The organism is Halomonas sp. GXIMD04776, assembly GCF_049808615.1.
Classification (GTDB): domain Bacteria; phylum Pseudomonadota; class Gammaproteobacteria; order Pseudomonadales; family Halomonadaceae; genus Modicisalibacter.
The window spans coordinates 128,855-152,240 of record NZ_JBNCAN010000001.1 but is presented as its reverse complement, the minus strand read 5'-3'; the positions used below and the strand labels follow the sequence as shown (position 1 = coordinate 152,240).

The 23,386-nt window shown below is 58.8% G+C and carries 17 protein-coding genes and 5 tRNA genes; 9 read left to right on the top strand and 13 right to left on the bottom strand.

The window, feature by feature from the left end; translation table 11 throughout:
• Window positions 1–131 precede the first annotated feature (131 nt).
• The 4 genes from ACPF7Z_RS00720 to ACPF7Z_RS00705 all read right to left on the bottom strand — a co-directional run bounded on the left by ACPF7Z_RS00720 (window position 132) and on the right by ACPF7Z_RS00705 (window position 6,996).
• Window positions 132–4,076, bottom strand: coding sequence for a hybrid sensor histidine kinase/response regulator (locus ACPF7Z_RS00720; protein WP_425191234.1), 3,945 nt, complete (start codon window positions 4,074–4,076; stop codon window positions 132–134).
• A 50-nt stretch (window positions 4,077–4,126) separates the two neighbouring features.
• Entirely contained in the window at window positions 4,127–4,642 is a 516-nt protein-coding gene (locus ACPF7Z_RS00715) for a hypothetical protein (RefSeq protein WP_425191233.1), read from the bottom strand.
• A 317-nt stretch (window positions 4,643–4,959) separates the two neighbouring features.
• The gene (locus tag ACPF7Z_RS00710) at window positions 4,960–6,729 is read right to left on the bottom strand and encodes a sodium:solute symporter family protein (RefSeq protein WP_425191232.1); all 1,770 of its coding nucleotides are present in this window, start codon (window positions 6,727–6,729) and stop codon (window positions 4,960–4,962) included.
• A gap of 6 nt (window positions 6,730–6,735) precedes the next feature.
• Window positions 6,736–6,996 carry a DUF4212 domain-containing protein gene (locus tag ACPF7Z_RS00705; protein WP_425191231.1) on the bottom strand — a complete coding sequence of 87 codons (261 nt, stop codon included), beginning with the start codon at window positions 6,994–6,996 and terminating at the stop codon, window positions 6,736–6,738.
• 677 nt (window positions 6,997–7,673) lie between these two features.
• Between ACPF7Z_RS00705 and ACPF7Z_RS00700 the strand changes: the two genes are divergently transcribed.
• From ACPF7Z_RS00700 to ttcA, 3 genes are all read left to right on the top strand, one after another.
• Entirely contained in the window at window positions 7,674–9,491 is a 1,818-nt protein-coding gene (locus tag ACPF7Z_RS00700; protein ID WP_425191354.1) for a DUF294 nucleotidyltransferase-like domain-containing protein, read from the top strand.
• Window positions 9,492–9,505: 14 nt separating this feature from the next.
• The gene (locus ACPF7Z_RS00695; RefSeq protein WP_425191230.1) at window positions 9,506–10,123 is read left to right on the top strand and encodes a 3'-5' exonuclease; all 618 of its coding nucleotides are present in this window, start codon (window positions 9,506–9,508) and stop codon (window positions 10,121–10,123) included.
• 257 nt (window positions 10,124–10,380) lie between these two features.
• A complete protein-coding gene (ttcA, locus tag ACPF7Z_RS00690) occupies window positions 10,381–11,235 on the top strand; it encodes a tRNA 2-thiocytidine(32) synthetase TtcA (RefSeq protein WP_425191229.1) in 855 nt (284 codons plus the stop codon).
• Window positions 11,236–11,243: 8 nt separating this feature from the next.
• Here ttcA and ACPF7Z_RS00685 read toward each other — a convergent pair whose 3' ends face one another.
• The 9 genes from ACPF7Z_RS00685 to ccoN form a co-directional block, all read right to left on the bottom strand.
• Window positions 11,244–11,990 carry a sulfite exporter TauE/SafE family protein gene (locus tag ACPF7Z_RS00685; RefSeq protein ID WP_425191228.1) on the bottom strand — a complete coding sequence of 249 codons (747 nt, stop codon included), beginning with the start codon at window positions 11,988–11,990 and terminating at the stop codon, window positions 11,244–11,246.
• Window positions 11,990–12,235, bottom strand: coding sequence for a cbb3-type cytochrome oxidase assembly protein CcoS (gene ccoS, locus ACPF7Z_RS00680; RefSeq protein WP_425191227.1), 246 nt, complete (start codon window positions 12,233–12,235; stop codon window positions 11,990–11,992). Before ccoS ends, ACPF7Z_RS00685 begins: the two co-directional genes overlap by 1 nt.
• Window positions 12,232–14,721 (bottom strand): heavy metal translocating P-type ATPase, encoded by a 2,490-nt coding sequence (locus ACPF7Z_RS00675; RefSeq protein WP_425191226.1) that lies wholly within the window; start codon window positions 14,719–14,721, stop codon window positions 12,232–12,234. The genes ccoS and ACPF7Z_RS00675 overlap by 4 nt, the downstream gene beginning before the upstream one ends.
• Entirely contained in the window at window positions 14,718–15,224 is a 507-nt protein-coding gene (locus tag ACPF7Z_RS00670) for a FixH family protein (protein WP_425191225.1), read from the bottom strand. The genes ACPF7Z_RS00675 and ACPF7Z_RS00670 overlap by 4 nt, the downstream gene beginning before the upstream one ends.
• 3 nt (window positions 15,225–15,227) lie before the next feature.
• Entirely contained in the window at window positions 15,228–16,688 is a 1,461-nt protein-coding gene (gene ccoG, locus ACPF7Z_RS00665; protein ID WP_425191224.1) for a cytochrome c oxidase accessory protein CcoG, read from the bottom strand.
• A gap of 132 nt (window positions 16,689–16,820) precedes the next feature.
• Window positions 16,821–17,744 carry a cytochrome-c oxidase, cbb3-type subunit III gene (gene ccoP, locus ACPF7Z_RS00660; RefSeq protein WP_425191223.1) on the bottom strand — a complete coding sequence of 308 codons (924 nt, stop codon included), beginning with the start codon at window positions 17,742–17,744 and terminating at the stop codon, window positions 16,821–16,823.
• The gene (locus ACPF7Z_RS00655; protein ID WP_425191222.1) at window positions 17,741–17,956 is read right to left on the bottom strand and encodes a cbb3-type cytochrome oxidase subunit 3; all 216 of its coding nucleotides are present in this window, start codon (window positions 17,954–17,956) and stop codon (window positions 17,741–17,743) included. Before ACPF7Z_RS00655 ends, ccoP begins: the two co-directional genes overlap by 4 nt.
• A gap of 3 nt (window positions 17,957–17,959) precedes the next feature.
• Window positions 17,960–18,568, bottom strand: coding sequence for a cytochrome-c oxidase, cbb3-type subunit II (ccoO, locus tag ACPF7Z_RS00650; protein WP_425191221.1), 609 nt, complete (start codon window positions 18,566–18,568; stop codon window positions 17,960–17,962).
• A gap of 21 nt (window positions 18,569–18,589) precedes the next feature.
• Entirely contained in the window at window positions 18,590–20,014 is a 1,425-nt protein-coding gene (gene ccoN / locus ACPF7Z_RS00645) for a cytochrome-c oxidase, cbb3-type subunit I (protein WP_425191220.1), read from the bottom strand.
• Between the two features lie 423 nt (window positions 20,015–20,437).
• Here ccoN and ACPF7Z_RS00640 point away from each other — a divergent pair.
• The 6 genes from ACPF7Z_RS00640 (at window position 20,438) to ACPF7Z_RS00615 (ending at window position 23,205) form a co-directional block, all read left to right on the top strand.
• Window positions 20,438–20,513: transfer RNA gene (locus ACPF7Z_RS00640), tRNA-Val, on the top strand.
• Window positions 20,514–20,564: 51 nt separating this feature from the next.
• Window positions 20,565–20,641, top strand: a tRNA-Asp gene (locus ACPF7Z_RS00635).
• Between the two features lie 94 nt (window positions 20,642–20,735).
• Window positions 20,736–20,812: transfer RNA gene (locus ACPF7Z_RS00630), tRNA-Asp, on the top strand.
• A 49-nt stretch (window positions 20,813–20,861) separates the two neighbouring features.
• A tRNA-Val gene (locus ACPF7Z_RS00625) sits at window positions 20,862–20,938 on the top strand.
• Window positions 20,939–20,941: 3 nt separating this feature from the next.
• Window positions 20,942–21,018: transfer RNA gene (locus ACPF7Z_RS00620), tRNA-Asp, on the top strand.
• 174 nt (window positions 21,019–21,192) lie between these two features.
• Complete coding sequence (locus tag ACPF7Z_RS00615) at window positions 21,193–23,205, top strand: FAD-dependent oxidoreductase (RefSeq protein ID WP_425191219.1); 2,013 nt, start codon at window positions 21,193–21,195, stop codon at window positions 23,203–23,205.
• Window positions 23,206–23,386: the final 181 nt, after the last annotated feature.

The window sequence follows — 23,386 nt, the reverse complement described above, 5'->3', positions numbered from 1 at the left end:
CGCTGCGTAACACGGTACCCGCTACAAATCGAACGTTGCGTTCTTATTTAAACCTTGGTTAACAATAATAGGCAAGGTTAAACAAAGGCGCAACGGTTGTCAGAAGTCTCCAATGTGCACACTGCCACAATTCAATGAAATGCGCGGCTGGCTTGCAGCGTGCGTGTCAGCAGCGCGCGTAACGCCGCGGGGCGTACCGGCTTCAACAGTAGATGATAGCCGGCCCGCTTGATCTCCTCCGCCACCTCGTCGGTACGATCGGCAGTGATCACGATGCCGGGTATTGCCCCCTGAAAACGCTCGGCCAGGGAATCCAGGGCCATCAACCCGGTGACCTCGTTATCCAGATGATAGTCGGCCAGTATCGCATCCGGATCGTTGTCAAGATGACGCAGGATCGACTTGGCACCGCCGATCGAGGTGGCGGTGAATACCTCGCACCCCCAGCCGGATAGCATCGCCTTCATGCCTTCCAGAATCAGCGTCTCGTTGTCGATACAGACTATCCGGGTGCCGGCCAGCTTGTTGCCAGCGCGCCGACGGGGAGTATCGTCGCTTGTATGCTGAGTCTCCAGGGCAGGCACCCGAGGCACCTCCACCGAAAATAGCGTACCCATTCCCTCCCGAGAACGTACCCGGATGGGATGGTCGAGCACTCGGCTCATACGGTCGGCGATGGAAAGCCCCAGTCCCAGCCCTTTTTCACTTTCCTTATGACGTGATACCTGATCAAGGCGGCGAAACTCTTGAAATATCTCGCAGAGCTTGGAGTCGGGAATGCCTGGCCCGGTATCCCAGACCTCGATGGTCAGGCGTTGGCCATGACGCCGACAACCCAACAGCACGCGGCCATGCTGGGTATAGCGCAGCGCATTGGCGAGAAAGTTCTGCACGATGCGACGTAACATCTGGGCATCGCTATCGACCCAGGTATGGGTGGCCACCACGACCAGATCGAGTCCTCTCTCCTCGGCCATTACCTCGAATTCGGCTCTCAGGGGGCGGAAGATGTTGGCCAGGGGGAAGTGTGCGCGTCGAGGTGTAAGGGCACCGGCATCCAGTTTCGAAATATCCAGCAGCGTACTCAAAAGCTCTTCGGCGGCCTGCAGGGAATTATCGATATGGCCGACGGTGCGCTTGAGATCGGCGGCATCGTTCTGCTGGGAAAGAGCGGATGTGAAGAGCCGCGCAGCATTGAGCGGCTGTAGCAGATCGTGACTGGCAGCAGCCAGGAATCGGGTTTTCGAAGCATTGGCATCCTCGGCAGTCTGCTTGGCCTGGCGTAACGCCTGTTCGGCTTCGGCCCGCACCCGGTTTTCCTGGCGAAGCGCGGCATTGGCCTTGGAGAGTGCCTGGGTGCGCTCGCGAACGCGTTCCTCGAGATTCTCGTTGGTTTCCTGCAGTGCAATCTCGACCAGCCGACGCTCGGTGATGTCCTGATAGAGCGCAAAGAAACCGAGGATGGTGCCGCTATCGCCGAAATGGGGGGTGTACGTGACCAGCATGTAGCGGGTTCCCCCATCGCCATCATCCTGCGAGATTTCGAAGCTGACCCGCTCGCCGGCCAGGGCCCGCTGCATCCAGGGGGCGCGATCCTGGGCAATCCCCACGGACATGACATCCTCCATCCGCTCCCCGATGACGGTATTACGATCGATGTCGAAGATTTGTTCGTAGGCCCGGTTGGTGAAAAGGTAACGACACTCCTTGTCAAAGTAGGCAATCAGCGCCGGCACATTATCGGTATAGATACGGATATTGTTCTCGGAGCGAATCAGCGCTTCCTCGGTGCGCTTTTGCTGGGTGATGTCCTGATAGGTGTAGACGAAGCCCCCGCCGGGCATGGGGTTGCCTTGAACATCGAGCACGCTGCCGTCCTGTCGATAGCGCACGTAGCGATGGGGCTGACCCTGACGAATGTTATCGAGTAGCAGGCCGACGTGTTCTTCCGGGTCGCCCGGACCATATTCGCCGTTGTGGGCATTGTAGCGAAAAATCTTGGCGATCGAGGCGCCGACGCGAATCAGGTGGTCGGGGAAACGGAACAGCTCCAGATAGCGCTGATTCCATACCACCAGGCGTAGATTCTGATCGACCACGCTGATGCCCTGATTGACGTTCTCCAGGGTGGCCTGCAATAGGGCCCGGTTGAACTCCAGTACCTGGGACGCCTCATCGACGATGGAGATGACATCGGAGATACCGATGCCGCGTCCCTGGAGTGCCGAATTGACGACGATGCGCGCCGATGAGGCGCCGAGTACCGAGGCCAGCAGGCGTTCGGTGAACTGGATGACGTCGATCGACGCCCGGGCGTTGTATTCCAGCAGCTGGCCATTGCGTCTTGCATAATCGTCAAAGGCGCTCTGCACTTGGTCGGCGCCCAGAAAGCGCTCACAGAGTACGCGCAGATCGTCCACGGTGGTGGCGCCGGTCCAGGGGCGATTCACCGAGGTCTGGCGGGTTTCGACACTGTCGACGAACAATGAGGCCTGAATACGCTCCACCACGCGCTGCGAGGTGATCTGGGAGACGAAGATGTATCCGAACAGATTGAGCCCAAGCGACAGCATCACCCCGTGGGTGAAAGGATCGCCGATGTTGAAGCCAAACAGATGCGTCGGTGTCAGCCAATCGATGCCCAGAGGGCTGAGTGTGAGCCAGGCGCCAGGGATCACGCCGGCATTGACCAGGGTCGGTAGCAATAGCGCATAGGCCCAGACGGCAAAGCCGACATTCATCCCGACGATAACCCCGAGGCGGTTGCCACGTTTCCAGTAGAGCCCGCCGAGCAGTGCCGGAGCGAATTGCGCCGCAGCGGCAAAGGACAGCATGCCGGTGGAGGCCAGCGAGCTGAATTCCGCGGTCAGCTTATAGAAACCATAGGCCAAGGCCAGGATAACCAGGATGGTGATGCGCCGGGCTCGCAGCACCAGTCGGCCATAATCCCTGGCCTTGGTATCGAACCAACGCAAGCGGAACAGCAGCGGAATGACGATCTCATTGGAGATCATGATCGATACGGCAACGGCGGCGACGATGACCATGCCGGTGGCAGCGGAAAAGCCACCGATGAAGGTCAGCAGGGTCAGAAGTTCGTTGTCGGCGGCGATAGGCAGCGCCAGCATATAGGTGTCCGGCGAAACTCTGCCATCAGGAAACAGCGTCAATCCGGCGGCGGCCACCGGCAATACGAAAAAGCCAATGGCGATGAGATAAAGCGGGAACAGCCAGCGCGCCCGGGCGGCGTCATCCGGGTGAGTATTTTCGACCACGGCGACATGAAACTGGCGGGGTAGGCAGAAGATCGCCAGCATGGCCAGCAGTGTCTGCGCCCAGAAGCCCTGGCCGAAGTCCTGCTCGCTCAGTTGGCGTTGCAGTGCGAGGGCGTTGTCTGCGCGACCGAGCAGATCGCCCAGGCCATCGAACATGCCCCAGGTGACGTAGGCACCCAGCACCAGGAAGGCGAGCAGCTTGACCACAGACTCGAAGGCGATGGCATGAATCAAGCCCTCGTGATGTTCGGTGGCATCGGTGTGCCGCGTGCCAAATAAAATCGCGAAGATGGCCATGACCGCCGCCACATAGAAGGCGGTATCGGCGAACAGCGGAGCACGGGTCATGTCCGAAGAGGCCGTGAGCACGGTAAACGAAGTGGACACGGCTTTCAGCTGCAAGGCGATATAGGGCAGCGTGCCGACCAGTGCCACCAGACTGGCGAAGGCGGCAAGCGACTGGGTCTTGCCATAGCGCGACGCGATGAAATCGGCTATCGAGGTCACATTCTGGCGTTTGGCGACGCGAATCATCTTGGCCAGCACCGGCCAGAACAGAACGAAGGTCAACACCGGGCCAACGAAGATACTGGCAAAGGACCAGCCGGAGGTGGCGGCCTGTCCGACGGCACCGTAGAAGGTCCAGGAAGTGCAATAGATCGCCAGTGCCAGGCTGTAGATGATGGGTCGTCGTTGTGCCGCGCCCAACAAACGGGCACGACGATCGCCACGCCAGGCAATGCAGAACAAAATGGCGATGTAGAATAGCGAGATGGCGATCAGCAGCCAGCCATGAAACATAGATTCTCCCTCTTCCCTGCGCCTATTCTAGGGCAATGAAGAAGGAGATGTTATGTATCGAGGCAGACCGCCTGAAACAAGAGGGTTGAAGGGTCGATATCTTGCAGTTCAGATAGGTCGGGCTGACGATTTTCATCCGTCAGAGGCAGCTTTTCCCGGGTGGCACAATTGATCAGGTACGCCCGATGTGTCACCAGATCCTGATAACTCTTTTCAAACTGGTAAAGGATGAACTCGACCAGTGCCTCACCATTGACCTGTGATCTCACCAGATTGTCCTGATCGACGACACTGAAGGCGGTGGTCAACGGAACCAGGTAGGTCCAGGGCCGCCAGATCATCTGCTCTTCATCGGTGGACACGACCGTTGCTGTTTCGGGAAGTCGCGCTCGTTTATCGTCAAACCAGGCGTATTCGTAATGCACCTGATAGGCCAGCATACCGAGGCCTGCGAAGACCGGCACAACCCAGCGTGGCAAGCGCTTGCCACTGATGATCCGCAGCAAAAGCCCCACGCCTGCCGCTCCCAGGCCGGCAAATACCGCTGCAACCAGATGCCATACCATGAATCGATCGTCTCCAAAGCAGTCGGGCTCCCCGAGAGAAGCCCGACTGATGCTGATTTCCTGATGGCAGTCCGAACGCCATTATGGCTTAGGCTTTGTCCGAAAAGTACCTGCGCTCGTCCATGCGGCGTTAAAAATTGGCTCGTGCGCGAGTCCGATCAAGATGCTCATTTACACCACGTAAACCCCGCTCTTGGACTCGCAACATCCATGTTGCTCGCTCTTCGAGCAGCAGGACTGCCCAAATCGGTTATCCTGCTGATTTGTCACCAATTTTTGCCTTGCCTAGACTTCGCTCGCTGATTTTCAGACGAAGCCTAGTGGTCGACTGCACCGCCAGCGCCTTTCGGATAGCGCACGCTTTCCACCAGGTCCTGGATTTCCTGCGGCGGGGGAGCAGTAGCCCTGGATACACTGAAGGCCACGGCGAAGTTGATGATCGCCCCCACGGCGCCGATGGATAGCGGCGAGATGCCCAGCACATAATTCGCTGGAATGTCCGCCAGGTTATTGGTGCCCGGAATGAAGAACCAGCCCTTGTAGATGAAGATGTACACCAGCGTGAAGCCCAGGCCTGCAAGCATGCCGGCGATGGCGCCCGTGTTGTTCACCCGCTTGGAGAAGATTCCCATCATCAGCACCGGGAACAGCGATGCCGCGGCGATGCCGAAGGCCAGTGCCACTACCTGAGCCGCGAAGCCTGGAGGATTGGCGCCCAGGTAGGTAGCCACGATGATGGCCACCGACATGGAAATCCGCGCCGCCAGGAGCTCGCCTTTCTCGGTGATCCTGGGATTGATCGCGCCCTTGATCAGGTCGTGACTGATGGCCGAGGAGATGGCCAGCAGTAGACCGGCGGCGGTCGACAGCGCAGCTGCCAGCCCCCCCGCAGCGATCAGACCGATGACCCAACCGGGCAAATTGGCGATCTCCGGGTTGGCCAGTACCAGAATGTCCTGGTTGACCTCCAGCTCATTGCCTTCCCAACCCCGGGACTCGGCAGTGGATGCGAAGGCTTCCGAATCCGAGTTGTACAGCTGGATGCGACCGTCGTCGTTCTTGTCGTCGTACTGGATCAAGCCGGTGATTTCCCACTCCTTGACCCAGTTCGGACGATCTTCGTACTGGATGGCCTCGGCGCTGGGTCCGTCCGGGTAGATGGTATTCACCAGGTTCAGGCGCGCCATGGAGGCGACTGCCGGTGCCGTCAGGTAGAGCAAGGCGATGAAGACCAGGGCCCAGCCGGCGGACCAGCGAGCATCGGCGACCTTCGGCACGGTGAAGAAGCGGATGATGACGTGGGGCAGACCCGCGGTACCGATCATCAGCGACAGAGTGAACAGCACCATGTTCAGCTTGTTGTCCACGTCCGCCGTGTACTGATTGAACCCGAGATCGGTAATGACCTCGTTGAGCTTGGCCAGCAGCGGCATGCCGGATTCGGTATGCTCCGAGAAGAGGCCCAGCGGCGGCAGCGGATTCCCGGTCAGTTCGAGAGAGATGAACACCGCCGGGATGGTGTAGGCGGTGATCAGCACGCAGTACTGAGCGACCTGGGTGTAGGTGATGCCCTTCATGCCCCCGAGCACGGAGTAGAAGAACACCACGATGGCGGCAATGATCAGCCCCATGGTGGCATCGACCTCCAGGAAGCGCGAGAAGGCCACACCGGCGCCGGCCATCTGACCGATGACGTAGGTCACCGAGGCAACGATGAGACACACCACCGCCACCAGACGCGCGGTCTTGCTGTAGAAGCGATCGCCAATGAACTCCGGCACCGTGAACTTGCCGAACTTGCGCAGATACGGTGCCAGCAGGGTTGCCAGCAGGACATAGCCGCCGGTCCAGCCCATCAGGAAGGTGGAGTTGGCATAACCCCCGGCGGCGATCAGGCCAGCCATGGAGATGAAAGAGGCCGCCGACATCCAGTCGGCGCCGATGGCCATGCCGTTGGTGATCGGATGCACGCCGCCGCCGGCAACGTAGAAGTCTTTCGTCGAGCCGGCCTTGGCCCAGATGGCGATGGCGATATAAAGAGCGAACGACGCGCCCACGAAGAGGAGATTGATAGCGAATTGACTCATGTCGGTTTACTCCTCGAGCCCGAACTTTTTATCAAGCCGGTTCATCTTCCAGGCATAGAAGAAGATGATACCGATAAAGGTCAGGATGGAGCCCTGCTGGGCAAACCAGAATCCCAGGTCCGTTCCGCCGACGGGGATGCCTGACAACAAGGGGCGCAGCAGGATGGCGAAGCCATAAGACACCAGCGCCCAGACAATCAGGCAGCCGGTAATCAGGCGAACGTTCGCTGACCAGTAGGCAGCAGCATTGGATTTATCATCTGCCATATCATCGTTCTCCGCTTGTTTTAATGAGGAAAATCGCACGAAAATTCATTGGACACGGCAAGGCAATCGCTGGCCTGGGACAGTTATCAATTGGCACGATCAACCCCGTGCTATCACGCTATTGGTCTTTAGTTCTATCAAACCAAGGCGCTTCATCGGCATTCGATTGCGCTTCGTGACTCGACGTTAATAGTGGGCAACAAATGCGGAAAATAAAATCCTATACTTTGGTACTATAAGGAAAATGAGATTTAATCTCTATGTTTTAAAGTCATTAAAATACAATAGCTTAAAACAACTTATGGCAAGTGAACCTATGGCTGGCGGATGCTTCATAGGACGATGGTCTAGGCAGTAGTGCATGGGACAATAGTCTAGTTTCTAAGATATAGAACGATGGTCTGGCTTTTTACGAAAATCGTGATGTTGCTATTCTGGCTTGGCGATTATCGAGGTCGATGGTCATGTTGGGTTATCCAACTACGTTCATGACGGCTGATCCAATGGGACAAACATGCGCTTGGCAGCACGCGCTGGTCGATTGCGAGCCCGGTAATCGGTTTTGATGTTGTTCAGGTTGCAATGAAGATAACACCACGGTTGGTCGCAAGGCAGCATGAGCGTCGCGGAACCGGCAGGGCTGAAATAGCCGATAGGGATAGGAAGAGGGCTTCATGATAGTCGATATCGATCTTTCACAACCCCCTTTCTCGTTACTCGACGAGTCGGGCAAGGCGCGGATAGGCAAGGGGGTCGATTTAGGCTATTTCGATAACGAGGAAATCATTCTCGATGCCGGCCAGTCCGGTGAATTCGTCTTTATCATCCACAAAGGCGAAGTTGCGGAGCTGGATAACACGCTTCCCGGCGATCAAGGCCGTATTGGTCATTACTCCGCGGGGGATCTGTTCGGCGCGATCAGTATCATCAATGGCAAGAGCCGTTACCGCTTCAAGGCCGAGCAGGAAACGCTCTGCTATCTGCTGCCCAAGACACTCTTCGAGCAACTCTGCGAGGAATATCCGGCGTTTGCCGAGTTCTTTCGCCAGACATTGGCCAACAAGACTCGTCTGCTGATCGAGCAGCGTAACGAGGGTGGCATGACCATGGCGGGGTTCATGCTGGCGCGCATCGCTGACTGCCTGCGTCCTCCACTCATCGTCGGTGAGGCGACGACCGTGGCCCAGGCCGCGGCGGCGCTCAATGACAGTCATGCCGATAGCATGTTGATCCAGGCGGCAGGGCGTCATGGCATGATCACCAAGACTGATCTGCTCAATGCACTGGTGCTTGAAGGGCTGGACAAGGATAGCCCGGCACTGGGCATCGCCCATTTTACGCTGGTCTCGGCTCAGCCCGAGGACTATCTGTTCCAGGCGCTGGTGAGCATGACCCGGCACAAGGTCTCCCGGGTGGTCGTGCTGGAGAACGATCAGCCGGTGGGGGTTGTCGAGCTGACTGATGTGCTCAGCTATTTTTCCAGTCGTTCCTATATGGTCAGCCTGGAGGTGGAGCAGGCCGATGATCTCGAGGCGCTTGCCGCGGCCAGCGCGCGCATGCCGGAACTCGTCAAGGCGTTGATGGCCCAGGGCGTGAGGCTGGAATTCGTCATGGATCTACTGGCTGCACTCAACGGACGTATCGTCAACAAGGCGTTTGGTTTCATCGTGTCCCCGGAACACCAGAGCCAAAGCTGTTTGCTGGTCATGGGGAGTGAAGGGCGCGGTGAGCAGATACTCAAGACCGATCAGGACAATGCGTTGATACTGGCGGATGACGCCGAGTGGCCGGGATGTGCGTCAGACATGCAGCGGTTGACGGACACCCTGCTCAAACTGGGCTACCCACCTTGTCCAGGTAACATCATGGTGTCGAATCCCGAGTGGGTGAAGAGCGAGTCGGGTTGGCGCGATACCATCTCCCACTGGGCCATCAAACGTGACGGCGCCTCGTTGATGAATCTGGCGATCATGCTGGACGCCCACGCGGTAGCGGGGAATGCGACCCTGCTAGAAAGACTGCGCGATCATCTTTTCGAGCGCTGTTCCCGAGACGAGCTGCTGCTCTCCTATTTTGCCCGTGCCGCCCTGAGTTTTTCCACGCCCTTGACCCTGTTCGGCACTCTCAAGAAACCCGAGCACGGTATCGATATCAAGAAAGGCGGAATTTTCCCCATCGTGCACGGCGTGCGCACTCTGGCGCTGGAGCGGCGGATTCTGCCGACCTCGACCCTCGCGAGACTGGAGGCACTGGCGGATGAGGGCCGCCTGGAAAGAAGTTTCGCCGATGACCTGGGTGAGGCGCTTGCCCTATTTTCCGAACTCAGGCTCAAGCAGCAGTTAGCACGCCTTGACAACAATCAGAACAGCGAAGAGCCCAATCGGGTGGTGGTGCAGACGCTATCGTCCCTGGAACGGGATCTGTTACGGGAGGCGCTGGGTATCGTCAAGAGCTTCAAGCAGCGTTTGTCGTATCGCTTTCACCTGGAATATTAGAAAGAGGCACCACGATGATCCGAGCCTTGCGCCGTGTGGCCGATCGCCGACGACAAGCCGATGGTCAATATGGCTGGTTGTTCAACCCCTATACCGGCGACGAGATGGTGTCCATCGATTGTGAAACCACCGGGCTCGACACCAAGACGGCGGAGTTGGTGTCGGTGGCGGCGGTGCGTATCAAGGCAGGACGGGTGCTGACCAGCGACTCTCTGGATTTACGCCTGCAGTGCCCGCAAAGCCTGAGTGGCGATTCGATCAAGATTCACGGCTTGCGGGGTGTCGATCTCGATGGTGGCGAAGCGCCGGCGGATGCCCTGGAAAAGCTGCTCGACTTCATCGGCAATCGCCCGCTGCTCGGCTGGTGTATCGATTTCGATCTGGCGGTGATCAACCGTCACCTGCGACCGCACTTTGGCTTTGATCTGCCCAACGCCTGCCTGGACATGCTCCATATCTATCGACGCGAGGTACGCAGGACACGCCCGGATCTGGAACCCGACCTACGCTTCGAGACGGTTGCCAAAGAGCTCGGTGTCCCGGTAATGGGTCGGCATACCGCGCTGGGCGATGCGGTCACCACGGCACTGATGTATGTGCGATTGAAAAAGGGCGTGTGCCAGGCGTGCTAGGCTTTGTCCGAAAAGTACCTGCGCTCGTCTATACGGTGTTAAAAATTGGCTCAAGATACTCATTTACACCGCGTAAACTCCGCTCTTTCGCCAATTTTTGCCTTGTCTAGACTTCGCTCGCTGACTTTTCAGACGAAGCCTAGGCTTTGCCTGATCTCGTCTGAAAGATTGGGAGGTAGGAGAGGCACACGGCGTCGCAGAGTGGCGAGGGTGGTGGTAGCATAGGCGCCCTTGAATTCACCATGTAGTGTCACGCCATGTCGGAGCTCAGCGGTAAACCCAAATACGAGTTCAACAAACTCCAGAAGCGTCTGCGTCGCCAGGTCGGCAATGCCATCGTCGACTATGCCATGATCGAAGAAGGCGACAAGGTCATGGTCTGTCTGTCCGGTGGCAAGGACTCCTACACCCTGCTCGAGATTCTGCGCAATCTACAGCGTAACGCCCCGGTCGATTTCGAACTGGTAGCGGTCAATCTGGATCAAAAACAACCGGGCTTCCCCGAGCACGTATTGCCGCACTATCTCGATGGCCTCGGGGTGCCCTACCATATCCTCGAGCGCGACACCTACTCGGTGGTCAAGGAGAAGACCCCGGAAGGCAAGACGACCTGTGCACTTTGCTCGCGGCTGCGGCGTGGCTCGTTGTACGGTTTTGCCGAGGAGATCGGCGCGACCAAGGTGGCTCTAGGCCATCATCGCGAGGACATCCTCGAGACACTGTTTCTCAATATGTTCTATGGAGGCACGCTCAAGGCGATGCCCCCCAAGCTGCTCTCCGACGATGGCCGCAATATCGTCATCCGTCCGCTGGCCTATTGCCGCGAAGCGGATATCGCCGAGTTCGCCCGCCTGATGGCGTTCCCGATCATCCCCTGCAACCTGTGCGGCTCCCAACCCAACCTGCAGCGGCAGGTGGTCAAGGACATGCTCGCTGAATGGGAAAAAAAGCATCCAGGCAGGCTCGAGACGATGTTCAAGGCGGTGACCAACGTCGCTCCTTCCCAGCTTGCCGATCGTGATCTCTTCGATTTTCACGGCCTTGAGGCCAAGCGCGAGACGATGAATACCAACCGTATCGGGGCCTTGGACCTGCTGGCGCGAGAGGCGTAAATCTTGTGTCACCCATCTAAATGGCCTGCGTGTCCACCATGAGCCGCATTGCCACTGCCGGGCAAGAGCTGCGGCCACAGAGACCAGAGCTGCCATAACGCAAAAGCGATGATCAGCAGCGCCGCAATGGTCCGGGTGGCAGGATGACGAATCAGATTGGTCATCTGCCGGGCGGCAACGCCGGTGATCAGCAACGCCGGCAGGGTGCCCAGACCGAAAGCCCCCATCAAGGCCGCGCCCCGCGCAGGATCGCCGCCGGCCAGGCTCCAGGTCAGCATCGAATAGACCAGACCGCAGGGCAGCCAGCCCCACACAGCGCCCAAGGCGATCGCCTGGGGGATCTTGACCACCGGCATCAAGCGTCGGCCCAGGGGCTCTATATAGCGCCACAAACGGCGGCCCAGCGCTTCGATGCGGATCAGCCCGCGCCACCAGTTGGCCAGGTACAGTGCCATCAGAATCAGCATCAAGGCGGCTAGTATCTGCAGCACGAGTCGCAGGCTGTTGCTGGCGCTGCCAAGAAGCGTTCCCAGGCCCGCGACCAAGGCGCCGGCCATCATGTAGCTGGCGATACGTCCCAGGTTGTAGCCCAGCAGTAGCCCGCTCAATCGGGCGGTACTGCGCATGCTGGGGGGCACGGCAAAGGTCAGGGCGCTCATGATGCCGCCGCACATACCGATGCAATGGGCACCGCCGAGCAGGCCGAAGACGAAGGCCGCGGCCAAGGGTGGCAGGTCGAGGGCAGTGGGATCCATCAGGGTGACGTCTTGTCCTGGTCGTCCGATGGGACCGCGTTCTCATCAGTGCGCCGTTGGCGCAGAGCCTGTCGGCGTTGGCGCTGTTCCGCCGTGAAATCGTTTTCGTCCTCATCGAAGAGAATACGATGCGCAGGCCCCTCCAGATCGTCGAACTGTCCCGTCTTTACCGCCCAGAAAAACGCCCATACGGCCAGGGAGAGCAGCAATAGCGAGATAGGAATCAGCAGGTAGATGATGCTCATGACGATGTTGCCATTGACGAAGAGAAGGCGGAGACAGGGCTCCGGTTGAGTCGCAACGCGTTGCCCACCACGACCAGTGAACTGGCCGACATGCCCAGCGCGGCGACCCAAGGCGGTACCAGACCCAGCGCGGCCAGAGGTAGGGCGCCAAGGTTATAACACAGTGCCCACAACAGATTCTGTCGAATCAGCTGTCGTGTACGACGGGCAAGTTGCACAGCCTCGACGATACGCCCCAGGCGAGGGCTCATCAACAAGGCGTCGGCGCTGGTGCGGGCAAGATCGGTGGCACCGTTCATGGCTACCGACACATCGGCCGCCGCCAGCACCGGTACATCGTTGATTCCATCCCCGATCATGACCACGCGCTCCCCGTTAGCCTGTAACGCCTGGATATGCGCGAGCTTGGTTTCCGGCGTGGCCCCCGCCTGCCAGGTCGCGATACCGAGTTCATCAGCGAGCGTTCCTACCACGGCACTGGCATCGCCGGACAACAGTTCCACCTCGAGGCCTAGATTTTTAAGGGCGGCTATGGCCGCCTCGGCGTCTTCGCGCAGCGTGTCGTCGAGCCGGAACCAGGCCAGCGGAGTGATATTAGAAGCTTCAAGGACGGACAACAGCAGCCATTGACCGTATTCAGCCGGTGGCGATGGTGGATCATCCATGGCGAAATCGGGTCGTCCCAATCGGTAGCGTTGGCCATTGATGGTGCCTTCCAGCCCTTGTCCCGGTACGTTGCGCGCGTCGCTGGCGGTAACACCTGAGTGGTTGTGATCGCGAAAGGCTTGGGCGATGGGGTGTTCGGAATGAGCCTCCAGCGCTGCCGCTAACGCCCGAGCCTGACCGTCGTCCAGGCCGGCGTCGAGTGACTCGGTGCTTTTCAGGCGCATGCGCCCTTCGGTGAGCGTGCCGGTCTTGTCGAACACTACTCGGGTTGCCTGGGCCAGCCCTTCGATGGCGTTGGCGCGGGTCACCAGAACGCCTCGGCGTCGCAATTGGCCGTGGCTTGCGGTCAAGGCGGTGGGCGTCGCCAGGGCCAAGGCGCAGGGACAGGTCACGACCAGGACCGAAAGCGTGACCCACAACACCCGGGAGGGATCGATGACGCTCCAGGCGATGGCGACCGCGAGGCTGATGATCAACAGACTCGTGACGAAGTGATGCGCCATGTGCGAGGCCTGTTCGGCGATCTTGGGGCGACTGGCGAAGGCCCGGTCGCTGAGTTCCATGATGTCCGTCGCCCGGGCATCACGTCCGCTATGCGTGACGTCGATTTCAAGCGGGCTTTCGACGTTGAGGCTGCCGCCGGTGACGTTGTCACCGACCCGGCGACTGACAGGGAGTGTCTCGCCGGTCAGCATCGATTCGTCGAGGCTCGAATGGCCGGCGACGATGATTCCGTCTGCCGGTACGCCGTGGCCGGGACGCACGCGTATTCGATCACCGGGCTGCAATTGATTGGCAGGCAATACCCGTTCGCTGCCGTCCGCCTCGAGGCGAATCGCGCTGGAAGGCAGGACCCCGGACAAGGCATTACCGCTATGGCCATTTCGCCGACGTGCACGCATCTCGATATAGCGGCTGAACAATAAAAAGAAGGTGAACATGGTCACCGAATCGAAATAGACCGGGGTGCCATGCACATCGTCGCTACCGGTCAGTACCGCGTAGGCGCTGGCCAGGTAGGCGCCAAGAATGGCGATCGAGACCGGCACGTCCATGCCCAGGTGACGAGTACGTAGATCGCGCAGTGCATTCTTGAAAAACGGCAGGGCGGAATACATCACCACCGGTGTGGTCAGGGCCAGGGAAAGCCAATGAAACAGCAGGAAAAAATCTCGACTGATGTCACCCGGGCCCGAGACATAGAGCGGAATGGAAAACATCATCACCTGCATCATCGCTACCGCAGCAACGATCAGGCGACGGATGGACTGACGCTCTTCGTGCTGCAGTTTCTGCTGGGCCAGGTCCGGTTCGTAGGGTTGAGACGGATAACCGATACCCGCCAGTTCGGCAAGAATGCGCGACAACTTCAGGCGTGTCGGGTCCCAGACCAGATGCAGACGGTGGTGGCTCAAATTGACGGCACTCGAGCTCATGCCATCCAGGGCATTGAGGTGGTGTTCGATCAGCCAGGCGCAGGCGGCACAGGTGATGCCATCCACCGCCAGAGTAACCTGTAGTCGATCATCCTCGGCGGAATGGACGAACTGGCGTTGCAGCTCCGGATCATCGAAGACCGCCCAGGTATCGGCGCGCTGAATCTGACGGTCGTCGGGGCGCTCGGGCAGTTCGGTACGAAAGCGATAATAGCTCTCCAGCCCACCATCCACGATGGCGTGAGCCACCGCTTCGCAGCCCGGGCAGCAAAGCGCATGGCGCTCATCTGCGAGATCGATGTACCAAGGCGCGCCGCGTGGCACCGGTGAGCCGCAGTGGTAGCAGCCCGTCTCGCTGTCGAGGGCGCTCGCCGATGCGCTCATGCCCCGCCAGTGGTCGCGCGCAGGGTCAGCGGCTCCTGACGAGGCAGTTCGATCTCGCCCAATAGACGCCATTCGGGCTCAGCGGTTTTCGCCTGCAGTTGCACGTACCATCGATATTGCAAGGAACGGGGGAGCTGGCCGACATAATGGCCGTTACGGACCTGCTCGAGGACCACGCGCTGGTCGCGCCCACTCTGGGAGGGGAAGATCAGGTTCAGTTCCAGTTGCTCGGGCCGTGCATCGCCTTCGAGCTCGACCACGACCTCGCCGCTGAGATCATCGATACGCAGTATGGCCGCCATGCCCAGTTCGGCGGCACGATGATCCTGCTCGAGAGTCTGGTTGATGGCCAGCCCTTCCTTGTAGTAGTCATCGACCACCATGCCGTCGAAGCTGGTGATCGATACCACTAGGAAAGTGGTGCCCATGGCCACTGCCAGGCCCAGTATTCCCAGCAAAAACCAGGCCCAGAACTCTTTGTACCAGGGACGTGCTTGCGTCATATTCTACCTCTGTGCCTGACCCAGGAAACGGGCTTCCTTGGCCATGATGATGTCAGGATCGTCCTCGGCCTCGATCGTGAGAATGATGGCCTTGCTTGGAGCGTCGAGAGCGTCGGGAGACACCGCAAGCTGTAACGGCAATGTGGTGCTACGACCGGCGTCGACGCTGATGATGTCATTACCTATCAACGAGATGCCCTCCAAGCCACTGGGGGTGATCACGTAGCGATGCGCCTTGTCGTCCAGATTACGGATCGTCAGGATATAGGAATTGGTGATGTCGCCTTCACGGGTCATGCTGTAAAGCTGATTACGGTCGCGTTCGATATCCACATCCAAGGGCAGGCGGTCACTGACGGTCCACACGAACAGTCCGATCATCACACACAGCGCAATGAAATAGCCGATCAAGCGAGGACGCAGGATGTGTGTCTTGCCGCCTTCCAGTGCATGCTCGGTCGTATAGCGAATCAGCCCCCGCGGGTAGTTCATCTTGTCCATCACACTGTCACAGGCATCGATGCAGGCCGCGCAGGTGATGCATTCAACCTGCAAGCCGTCACGGATATCGATGCCGGTGGGGCAGACCTGCACGCAAAGTCCACAGTCGATGCAGTCGCCCAACCCTCTTTCGCGGTGGTCGATGCTGCGCTCGCCTTGATGGTCGGTATTGCGTTTACGCGCGCCACGTGGCTCGCCGCGCGCCTCGTCGTAGGAGACGATCAGGGTATCCTGGTCGAACATTACCGACTGAAAACGCGCATACGGACACATGTAGATGCATACCTGTTCGCGTAGCCAGCCGGCATTCAAATAGGTAAACACGGTGAAGAAGCCCACCCAGAACAATGCCCAACCCCCTGCCGAAAGGGTCGCAAAATCGGCGACCAGGCCGCGAATCGGGGTGAAGTAGCCGACGAAGGTGAGACCGGTGGCGAAGGCGATCGCCAGCCAGAGCACATGCTTGGCGCCTTTGCGTGCCGCCTTTTCTCCGCTCGTCGGCTGCTTGTCGAGTTTCATGCGCCGATTACGGGTGCCCTCGGTGAGGTGTTCGACCCAGATGTACAACCAGGTCCACACGCTCTGGGGGCAGGTATAGCCGCACCAGACGCGCCCGGCGAACACCGTGATGAAGAACAGGCCGAAGGCACAGATGATCAATAGCCAGGAGAGCAGCATGAAATCCTGGGGGTAGAAGGTGCCGCCGAAGATATGGAATTCTCGCGCGGGAAGATCGAACAGGATCGCCTGACGATCCCCCCAATAAAGCCAGGGAATACCAAAGTAGAGCGCCATCAAGAACCAGTTGGCGCTGCGCCGGACACGCTGAAAAAGTCCCTTTATTTCGCGCACGTAGATATGCTTGCGACTGGCATACATCTCCTGTTTCGCGCCCTGCTTTGGATCATGGGCGCCCACGGCAGGGTCCGGGGTCACATTGCGAAGCGGAATCTTGTCCGTCATGGAATCACCTGTCGTGTCACGGTGAGGATCGGCTCTGGCGGGTAAAAACGTCGAGACCGATAGCCGGGTAATTTTACCGAGTATCGCAAGAAGAGAGGGTTGGGTGCGACCGCCGGCCGCACCCGAGGATGATCAATTGGACAGGCTGTAGACGTAGGCGGCGACCAGATGCACCTTGTCTTCACCAATATAGGCGGCCTGGGCGGGCATGTGGCCGTTACGTCCGTTGCGCAGCGTTTCTAGTACCGCCGCATGGGTTTCCTGGCCGGGTTGACGATAGAGCCAGGCGGCATCGGTCAGATTGGGTGCGCCAATCGCCTGATTGCCCTTACCCTCGGGGCCGTGGCACGCCACGCAGGCAGAGGTAAAGATTGCCTCTCCCTGACTTGCCTTGTCCGCGTCATGCTCCTCACCAGACAGGCTCAGTACGTAGCTGGTGACATTTTCCAGATTATTGTCACCCAGCTGCTGCCAGGCGGGCATCAGGCCGTTACGACCGTTGGTGAGGGTGGTAATGATATTTTCCGGCTCGCCACCATATAGCCAGGCGTCGTCGGTCAGATTGGGAAAGCCGTAGCCGCCCTGGGCGTTGGAGCCATGACAGACCGCGCAGTTGTTGAGGTAGATGCGCTCGGCAACCCGCATGGCCTCGCCATCCTGGGCCAGTTCCGGCACTGGCACTTCGCTGTACTTGGCGAAGATCGGCGCGTACTGCTCCTGGGCATAGGCGATTTCCTCTTCCCATTGCCCTTCCTGAGACCAGCCGAGAACTCCCTGGAAATTGCCCAGGCCGGGATACAGCAGCAGATAGCCCACGGAGAAGATGATGGTGCCGACGAACAGCATGAACCACCAGCGGGGCAGGGGGTTGTCGTATTCGTCGATGCCATCGGCGCTATGGCCGGTCGTCTCGACCTCGCCATCGACCGTCGGTGCTTTATCCGTCTTGCGGTTGGCGAACAGGATCCACCAGCAGAACACGATGGTGCCCAAGGTGATAACGATGATCCAGATGCTCCAGAAACTGGAAAGGGAGTCGCCCCAAAGGTTATTCATGAATTCTTGTCTCCCTCATCATGGCGGGATGGTGTGCTGTTCTTTGAATGATGGCCGTCGCGGAGTGTCTGGTCGTTCTCATCGGCGAAGGGAAGATTCTTCGCTTCATCGAAGTCTTTCTTGCGTCGCTTGGAATAGGCCCAGTACACCACGCCTAGAAAGGCGATCATGACCAGCAGCGTGGTGATGCCGCGAAAGGTTCCGATATCCATGACTTAGCGCGCGTCCTTGAGTACGGTGCCGAGTTGCTGCAGATAGGCCACCAAGGCGGTGATCTCCTGCTCGCCCCGGACTTCTTGAGTCGCCCCTGCAATCTGCTCGTCGGTGTACGGCACACCTACACTTCTCAAGGCCTTCATCTTGGCGGCGGTGTCCTCACCGGTCAGGGTGTTTTCGAACAGCCAGGGATAATTCGGCATCTTCGATTCCGGCACCACATCCCGCGGGTTGTAGAGGTGGGCACGGTGCCAGTCGTCGCTGTAACGTCCACCGACCCGCGCCAGATCCGGGCCGGTACGCTTGGAACCCCACAGGAAGGGGTGGTCGTAGACGAACTCGCCGGCGACGCTGTAATGCCCATAGCGCTCGGTCTCGGCGCGGAAGGGGCGAATCATCTGCGAATGACAGCCGACACAGCCTTCGCGGATATAAATGTCGCGCCCCTCGAGTTCCAGAGCGCTAAGCGGCTTCAAGCCTTCCACCGGCTCTGTGGTCTTGTCCTGGAAGAATAGCGGCACGATCTCGGCTAGCCCTCCAAAGCTGATCACCACCAGGATCAGAACGGAGAGCAGACCAACATTCTTCTCGATTATCTCGTGTCTCATTGATGTCAAGTTCCCGTTTGTTTAGGCGGTCTGCAGAACCGGCGCTTGTTCGCGTGCGATGCTTCTGGTCGTCATGTAGACGTTGTAGGCCATGAGCAACATGCCAAACGCGAAGAAACAACCACCGATCCAGCGCACGACATAGCCGGGATGGCTGGCCTCGAGTGCCTCGACGAAGGTGTACATCAGCGTGCCGTCGGCGTTGACTGCACGCCACATCAGGCCTTGCAGAATGCCGTTGACCCACATGGAGGTGATGTACAGCACGGTACCGATGGTGGCCAGCCAGAAATGCACGGCGATCAGCTTGACCGAGTACATCTCGGTACCCCCGAACAAGCGTGGTATCAGGTGATACAGCGAGCCAATAGTGATCATGGCCACCCAGCCGAGTGCGCCGGAGTGAACGTGACCAATGGTCCAGTCGGTGTAGTGAGACAGGGCGTTGACGGTCTTGACCGCCATCATCGGGCCTTCGAAGGTCGACATGCCGTAAAATGACAGGGCCACGACCAGAAAGCGCAGGGTCGGATCGGTACGCAGCTTATGCCAGGCGCCGGAAAGCGTCATCATGCCGTTGATCATGCCACCCCAAGAGGGCGCCAGTAGAATGATCGACATGATCATGCCCAGGGACTGAGCCCAGTTGGGCAGGGCGGTATAGTGCAGGTGGTGCGAACCGGCCCACATGTAGGTGGTGATCAGCGCCCAGAAGTGCACGATGGATAGACGATAGGAGTAGACCGGGCGCTCGGCTTGCTTGGGAACGAAATAGTACATCATGCCCAGGAAGCCGGCGGTGAGAAGGAAACCGACGGCGTTATGACCGTACCACCACTGCGCCATGGCATCGATGGTACCGGCGTAGGCGGAATAGGACTTCATCGCCGAGACCGGAATTTCTGCGGAGTTGACGATATGCAAGACGGCGATGGTCAGAATGAAGGCGGCGTAGAACCAGTTGGCCACATAGATGTGCGACGTTTTACGTTGCTGAATGGTACCCAGAAAGACAATGGCATAACAAATCCACACCACGGCAATCAGGATGTCGATCGGCCACTCGAGCTCAGCGTATTCCTTTGTCGTGGTATAGCCCAGCGGCAGGGAGATGGCCGCCGAAACGATTACCGCCTGCCAACCCCAGAAGGTGAAGGCGGCCAGCTTGTCGGAGATCAGACGCGTCTGGCAGGTACGCTGCACGACGTAGTAGGAGGTGGCGATCAAGGCCGAGCCACCAAAGGCGAAAATCACCGCATTGGTATGCAGGGGGCGTAGACGCCCGAAGCTCGTCCAGGGTAAGCCGAAGTTCAATTCCGGCCAGACCAGTTGTGCCGCGATAAAGACACCCAGGCCCATGCCCACGATGCCCCACACCACCGTCATGATCGCGAACTGCCGAACGACCTTATAATTATAGGTCGGGTGTTCAAATGCTGTGCTCATGTTTTGTTCCCATCGAACGCGTTGTTAGGGAGGCACTTCCGGGTCACAGTATGCCCCAGCTCCTCCGCCTTCATCATGATAGAGATCAAGGTGTCGATCGCCGATTCTAGCGTAGCCGCCCAGTAACCTAAATAAGAAGTAACGGTTGATTGCGCGCACGTTGTGACCGATGGAGGCCGTAAACAGGGTGCAACAGGCGATAAATGCTAGCCTGAATCCTTATATCTCACTGACTTGCTGCGACATTGCACCGCATGAGGGGCGGTGTAAAAATGCAATTCAATCTTTTGCGCGATGGCTTGCAAGCGCATGTTTCATTTCCCCGGCAAGTCAATGAAATCGAAATGGAAAGCCTGCGCCAGGCTGGCTAGCAAAAAGCGTTGACATTCCATGGTCGCGCTGTAGAATGCAGCGCCACGTGACGGGTGGTTAGCTCAGTTGGAAGAGCACCAGCCTTACAAGCTGGGGGTCACTGGTTCGAGCCCAGTACCACCCACCATATCTTCGATGCAACTCTGGTATGGGACGTCGCGTCATCGGGAAATCATGGGGACCGGTAGTTCAGTCGGTTAGAATGCCGGCCTGTCACGCCGGAGGTCGCGGGTTCGAGTCCCGTCCGGTCCGCCATTTCCAGAGGCTATTTCACAAACAGTCATGAATGATATTGCAAGCCTTGCGTCGTCGGATGTGACAGCCCGAGTCGCCAAGCATAGAGTAAGCAGGACCGGTAGTTCAGTCGGTTAGAATGCCGGCCTGTCACGCCGGAGGTCGCGGGTTCGAGTCCCGTCCGGTCCGCCATCTGGTCATTCAGTGATACTGCAGTTATATCGATGAATCTATATCGATAGGGTGGTTAGCTCAGCCGGTTAGAGCACCAGCCTCACATGCTGGGGGTCACAGGTTCGAGTCCTGTACCACCCACCACACGGACCGGTAGTTCAGTCGGTTAGAATGCCGGCCTGTCACGCCGGAGGTCGCGGGTTCGAGTCCCGTCCGGTCCGCCACTGTCGATAGTCGGTGTTAACCTCGAGTCTTATGGCTCGGGGTTTTTGCGCTCTGGCTCTCCTTGGTTGAAGCATGCTCCGGCTCTGCGCCCTTGGTCGGGCTTGTGTCCCTATCGCGCTTCGCTACACTGCTCATACGGTTGTTTGAATTCGTGCCTGAGCGAGGAGTGCGTCATGCCTGCCTATCCCCACCTGTTTCGATCCCTCGATGTAGGCAATACAACGCTCAAGAACCGCGTGCTCATGGGCTCCATGCATACCAATCTCGAAGAGGCGCCCAATGGCTTCACGCGTTTGGCCGCCTTCTACGGCGAGCGCGCCCGGGCCGGGGTGGGATTGATCGTGACCGGCGGTATTGCCCCCAATCCAGAAGGGGCGGTATTTCAGGGGGCCGCCAAGCTCACCAATGCACAGGAAGCGGCTCAGCACCATGAGATAACGGCGGCGGTCCACGCCGAGGACAGTCGTATCTGCCTGCAGATATTGCATGCCGGTCGCTACGCTTATTCGCCGGAATTGGTGGCGCCTTCCGCCATCAAGTCGCCCATCAACCCGTTTACGCCTCGGGCGCTCTTGCCAGATGAGATCGAGGCTCAGATCGGCGACTATGTGCGTTGCGCGCAATTGGCCAAGGAGGCCGGTTACGACGGCGTCGAGATCATGGGCTCCGAAGGCTACCTGATCAATCAGTTCGTGTGCCTGCGTACCAACCAGCGCGACGACGACTGGGGCGGCGAGCTCGCCAACCGTATTCGCTTCCCCGTCGAGATAGTGCGCCGTATCCGTGAGTCCTTGGGCGCAAATTTCCTGATCATCTATCGCCTGTCGATGATCGATCTGGTCGAGGAAGGCAGCACCTGGGAGGAGGTGGTGGCATTGGGGCGGGCCGTCGAGGCTGCTGGAGCGAGCCTGATCAACACCGGTATCGGCTGGCATGAGGCCAGGGTGCCGACCATCGTGACCAGCGTGCCTCGGGCGGCGTTTACCGAGGTGTCCAGGCGCATGAAGTCGGAACTGACCATTCCACTCATTACGACCAACCGGATCAACATGCCCGAAGTGGCCGAACGTGTATTGGCCGAGGGTCATGCAGACATGGTGTCGATGGCGCGTCCCTTTCTCGCCGACCCTGAGTGGATCAAGAAGGCCGCAGCCGGGCTAAGCGATGAGATCAATACCTGTATCGCCTGCAATCAGGCTTGTCTCGATCATACTTTTCAGGGCAAGTTGACCTCGTGCCTGGTCAATCCGCGGGCGTGTCACGAAACCGAACTCGAGATACTGCCCGCTGAAGCACCGAAATCGATTGCCGTGGTCGGCGCCGGACCGGCGGGGCTGGCCAGCGCGGTAACCGCCGCGAGTCGCGGTCATCGCGTGGTGCTGTTCGAACGTAATGACATACTCGGTGGGCAGTTCAATTTCGCCCGCAAGATACCGGGCAAGGAAGAGTTCGACGAGACGCTACGCTACTATCGAACAATGCTCGACAAGTATGGTGTTGAGGTACGCTTGAACTCTGAGCCCGATCCAAAAACCTTGACCGGCTTCGATGAGGTCATTCTCGCCACGGGGGTGCGCCCGCGAGATATAACGCTCTCGGGCAGCGACCACCCCAAGGTGATTAGTTATCCTGAGGCCATCCTGCAGCCCGAGCGGGTCGGACGGCGGGTCGCCATCATCGGCGCGGGGGGCATCGGTTTCGATGTCGCTGAACTGCTCTCTCATGCCGGGCATCCGACCCTTGATGCCGAGGCTTGGTACGATGAGTGGGGAGTCGATATCACGGTAAGCAACCGGGGTGGACTCAAGGCACAAAAGCGTCCAGAGACACCGCGACAGATCTATCTGCTGCAGCGCAAGGCCTCGAAACCGGGCAAGGATTTGGGAACCTCTACCGGCTGGGTGCACCGCGTCTCGCTGAGGCATCGCGAGGTCCAGGCCATCGCCGGGTGTGAGTACGTGGCAATCGATGATGCAGGCTTGCATGTGCGCATCGACGGTCAGGCGAAGCTACTGGAGGTGGACAACGTCGTTGTCTGTGCCGGTCAGGAGTCGGTGGTGGAACTGCTCGAACCATTGCGGACTGCCGGGGTGTCGGTACATGTGATCGGCGGAGCGGACAAGGCAGCGGAACTCGATGCCAAGCGCGCCATCGATCAGGGAACGCGTTTGGCTGCGGCATTATGAAAAGCGTGATGCAAATGACACATTTTTGTTACATAACTTCCTTATTTGCGAGGGCGAACCAATTTAGGCCCTTGACGTTCATAACAATTAAAGAAGAGCGTGAGTGAGGTTGCGTTGAAAACGCAGGGCAAGCTCTCCCTCGCCAGCTGGTTTATCCGTCTATGCTGATAAATACGCCTGT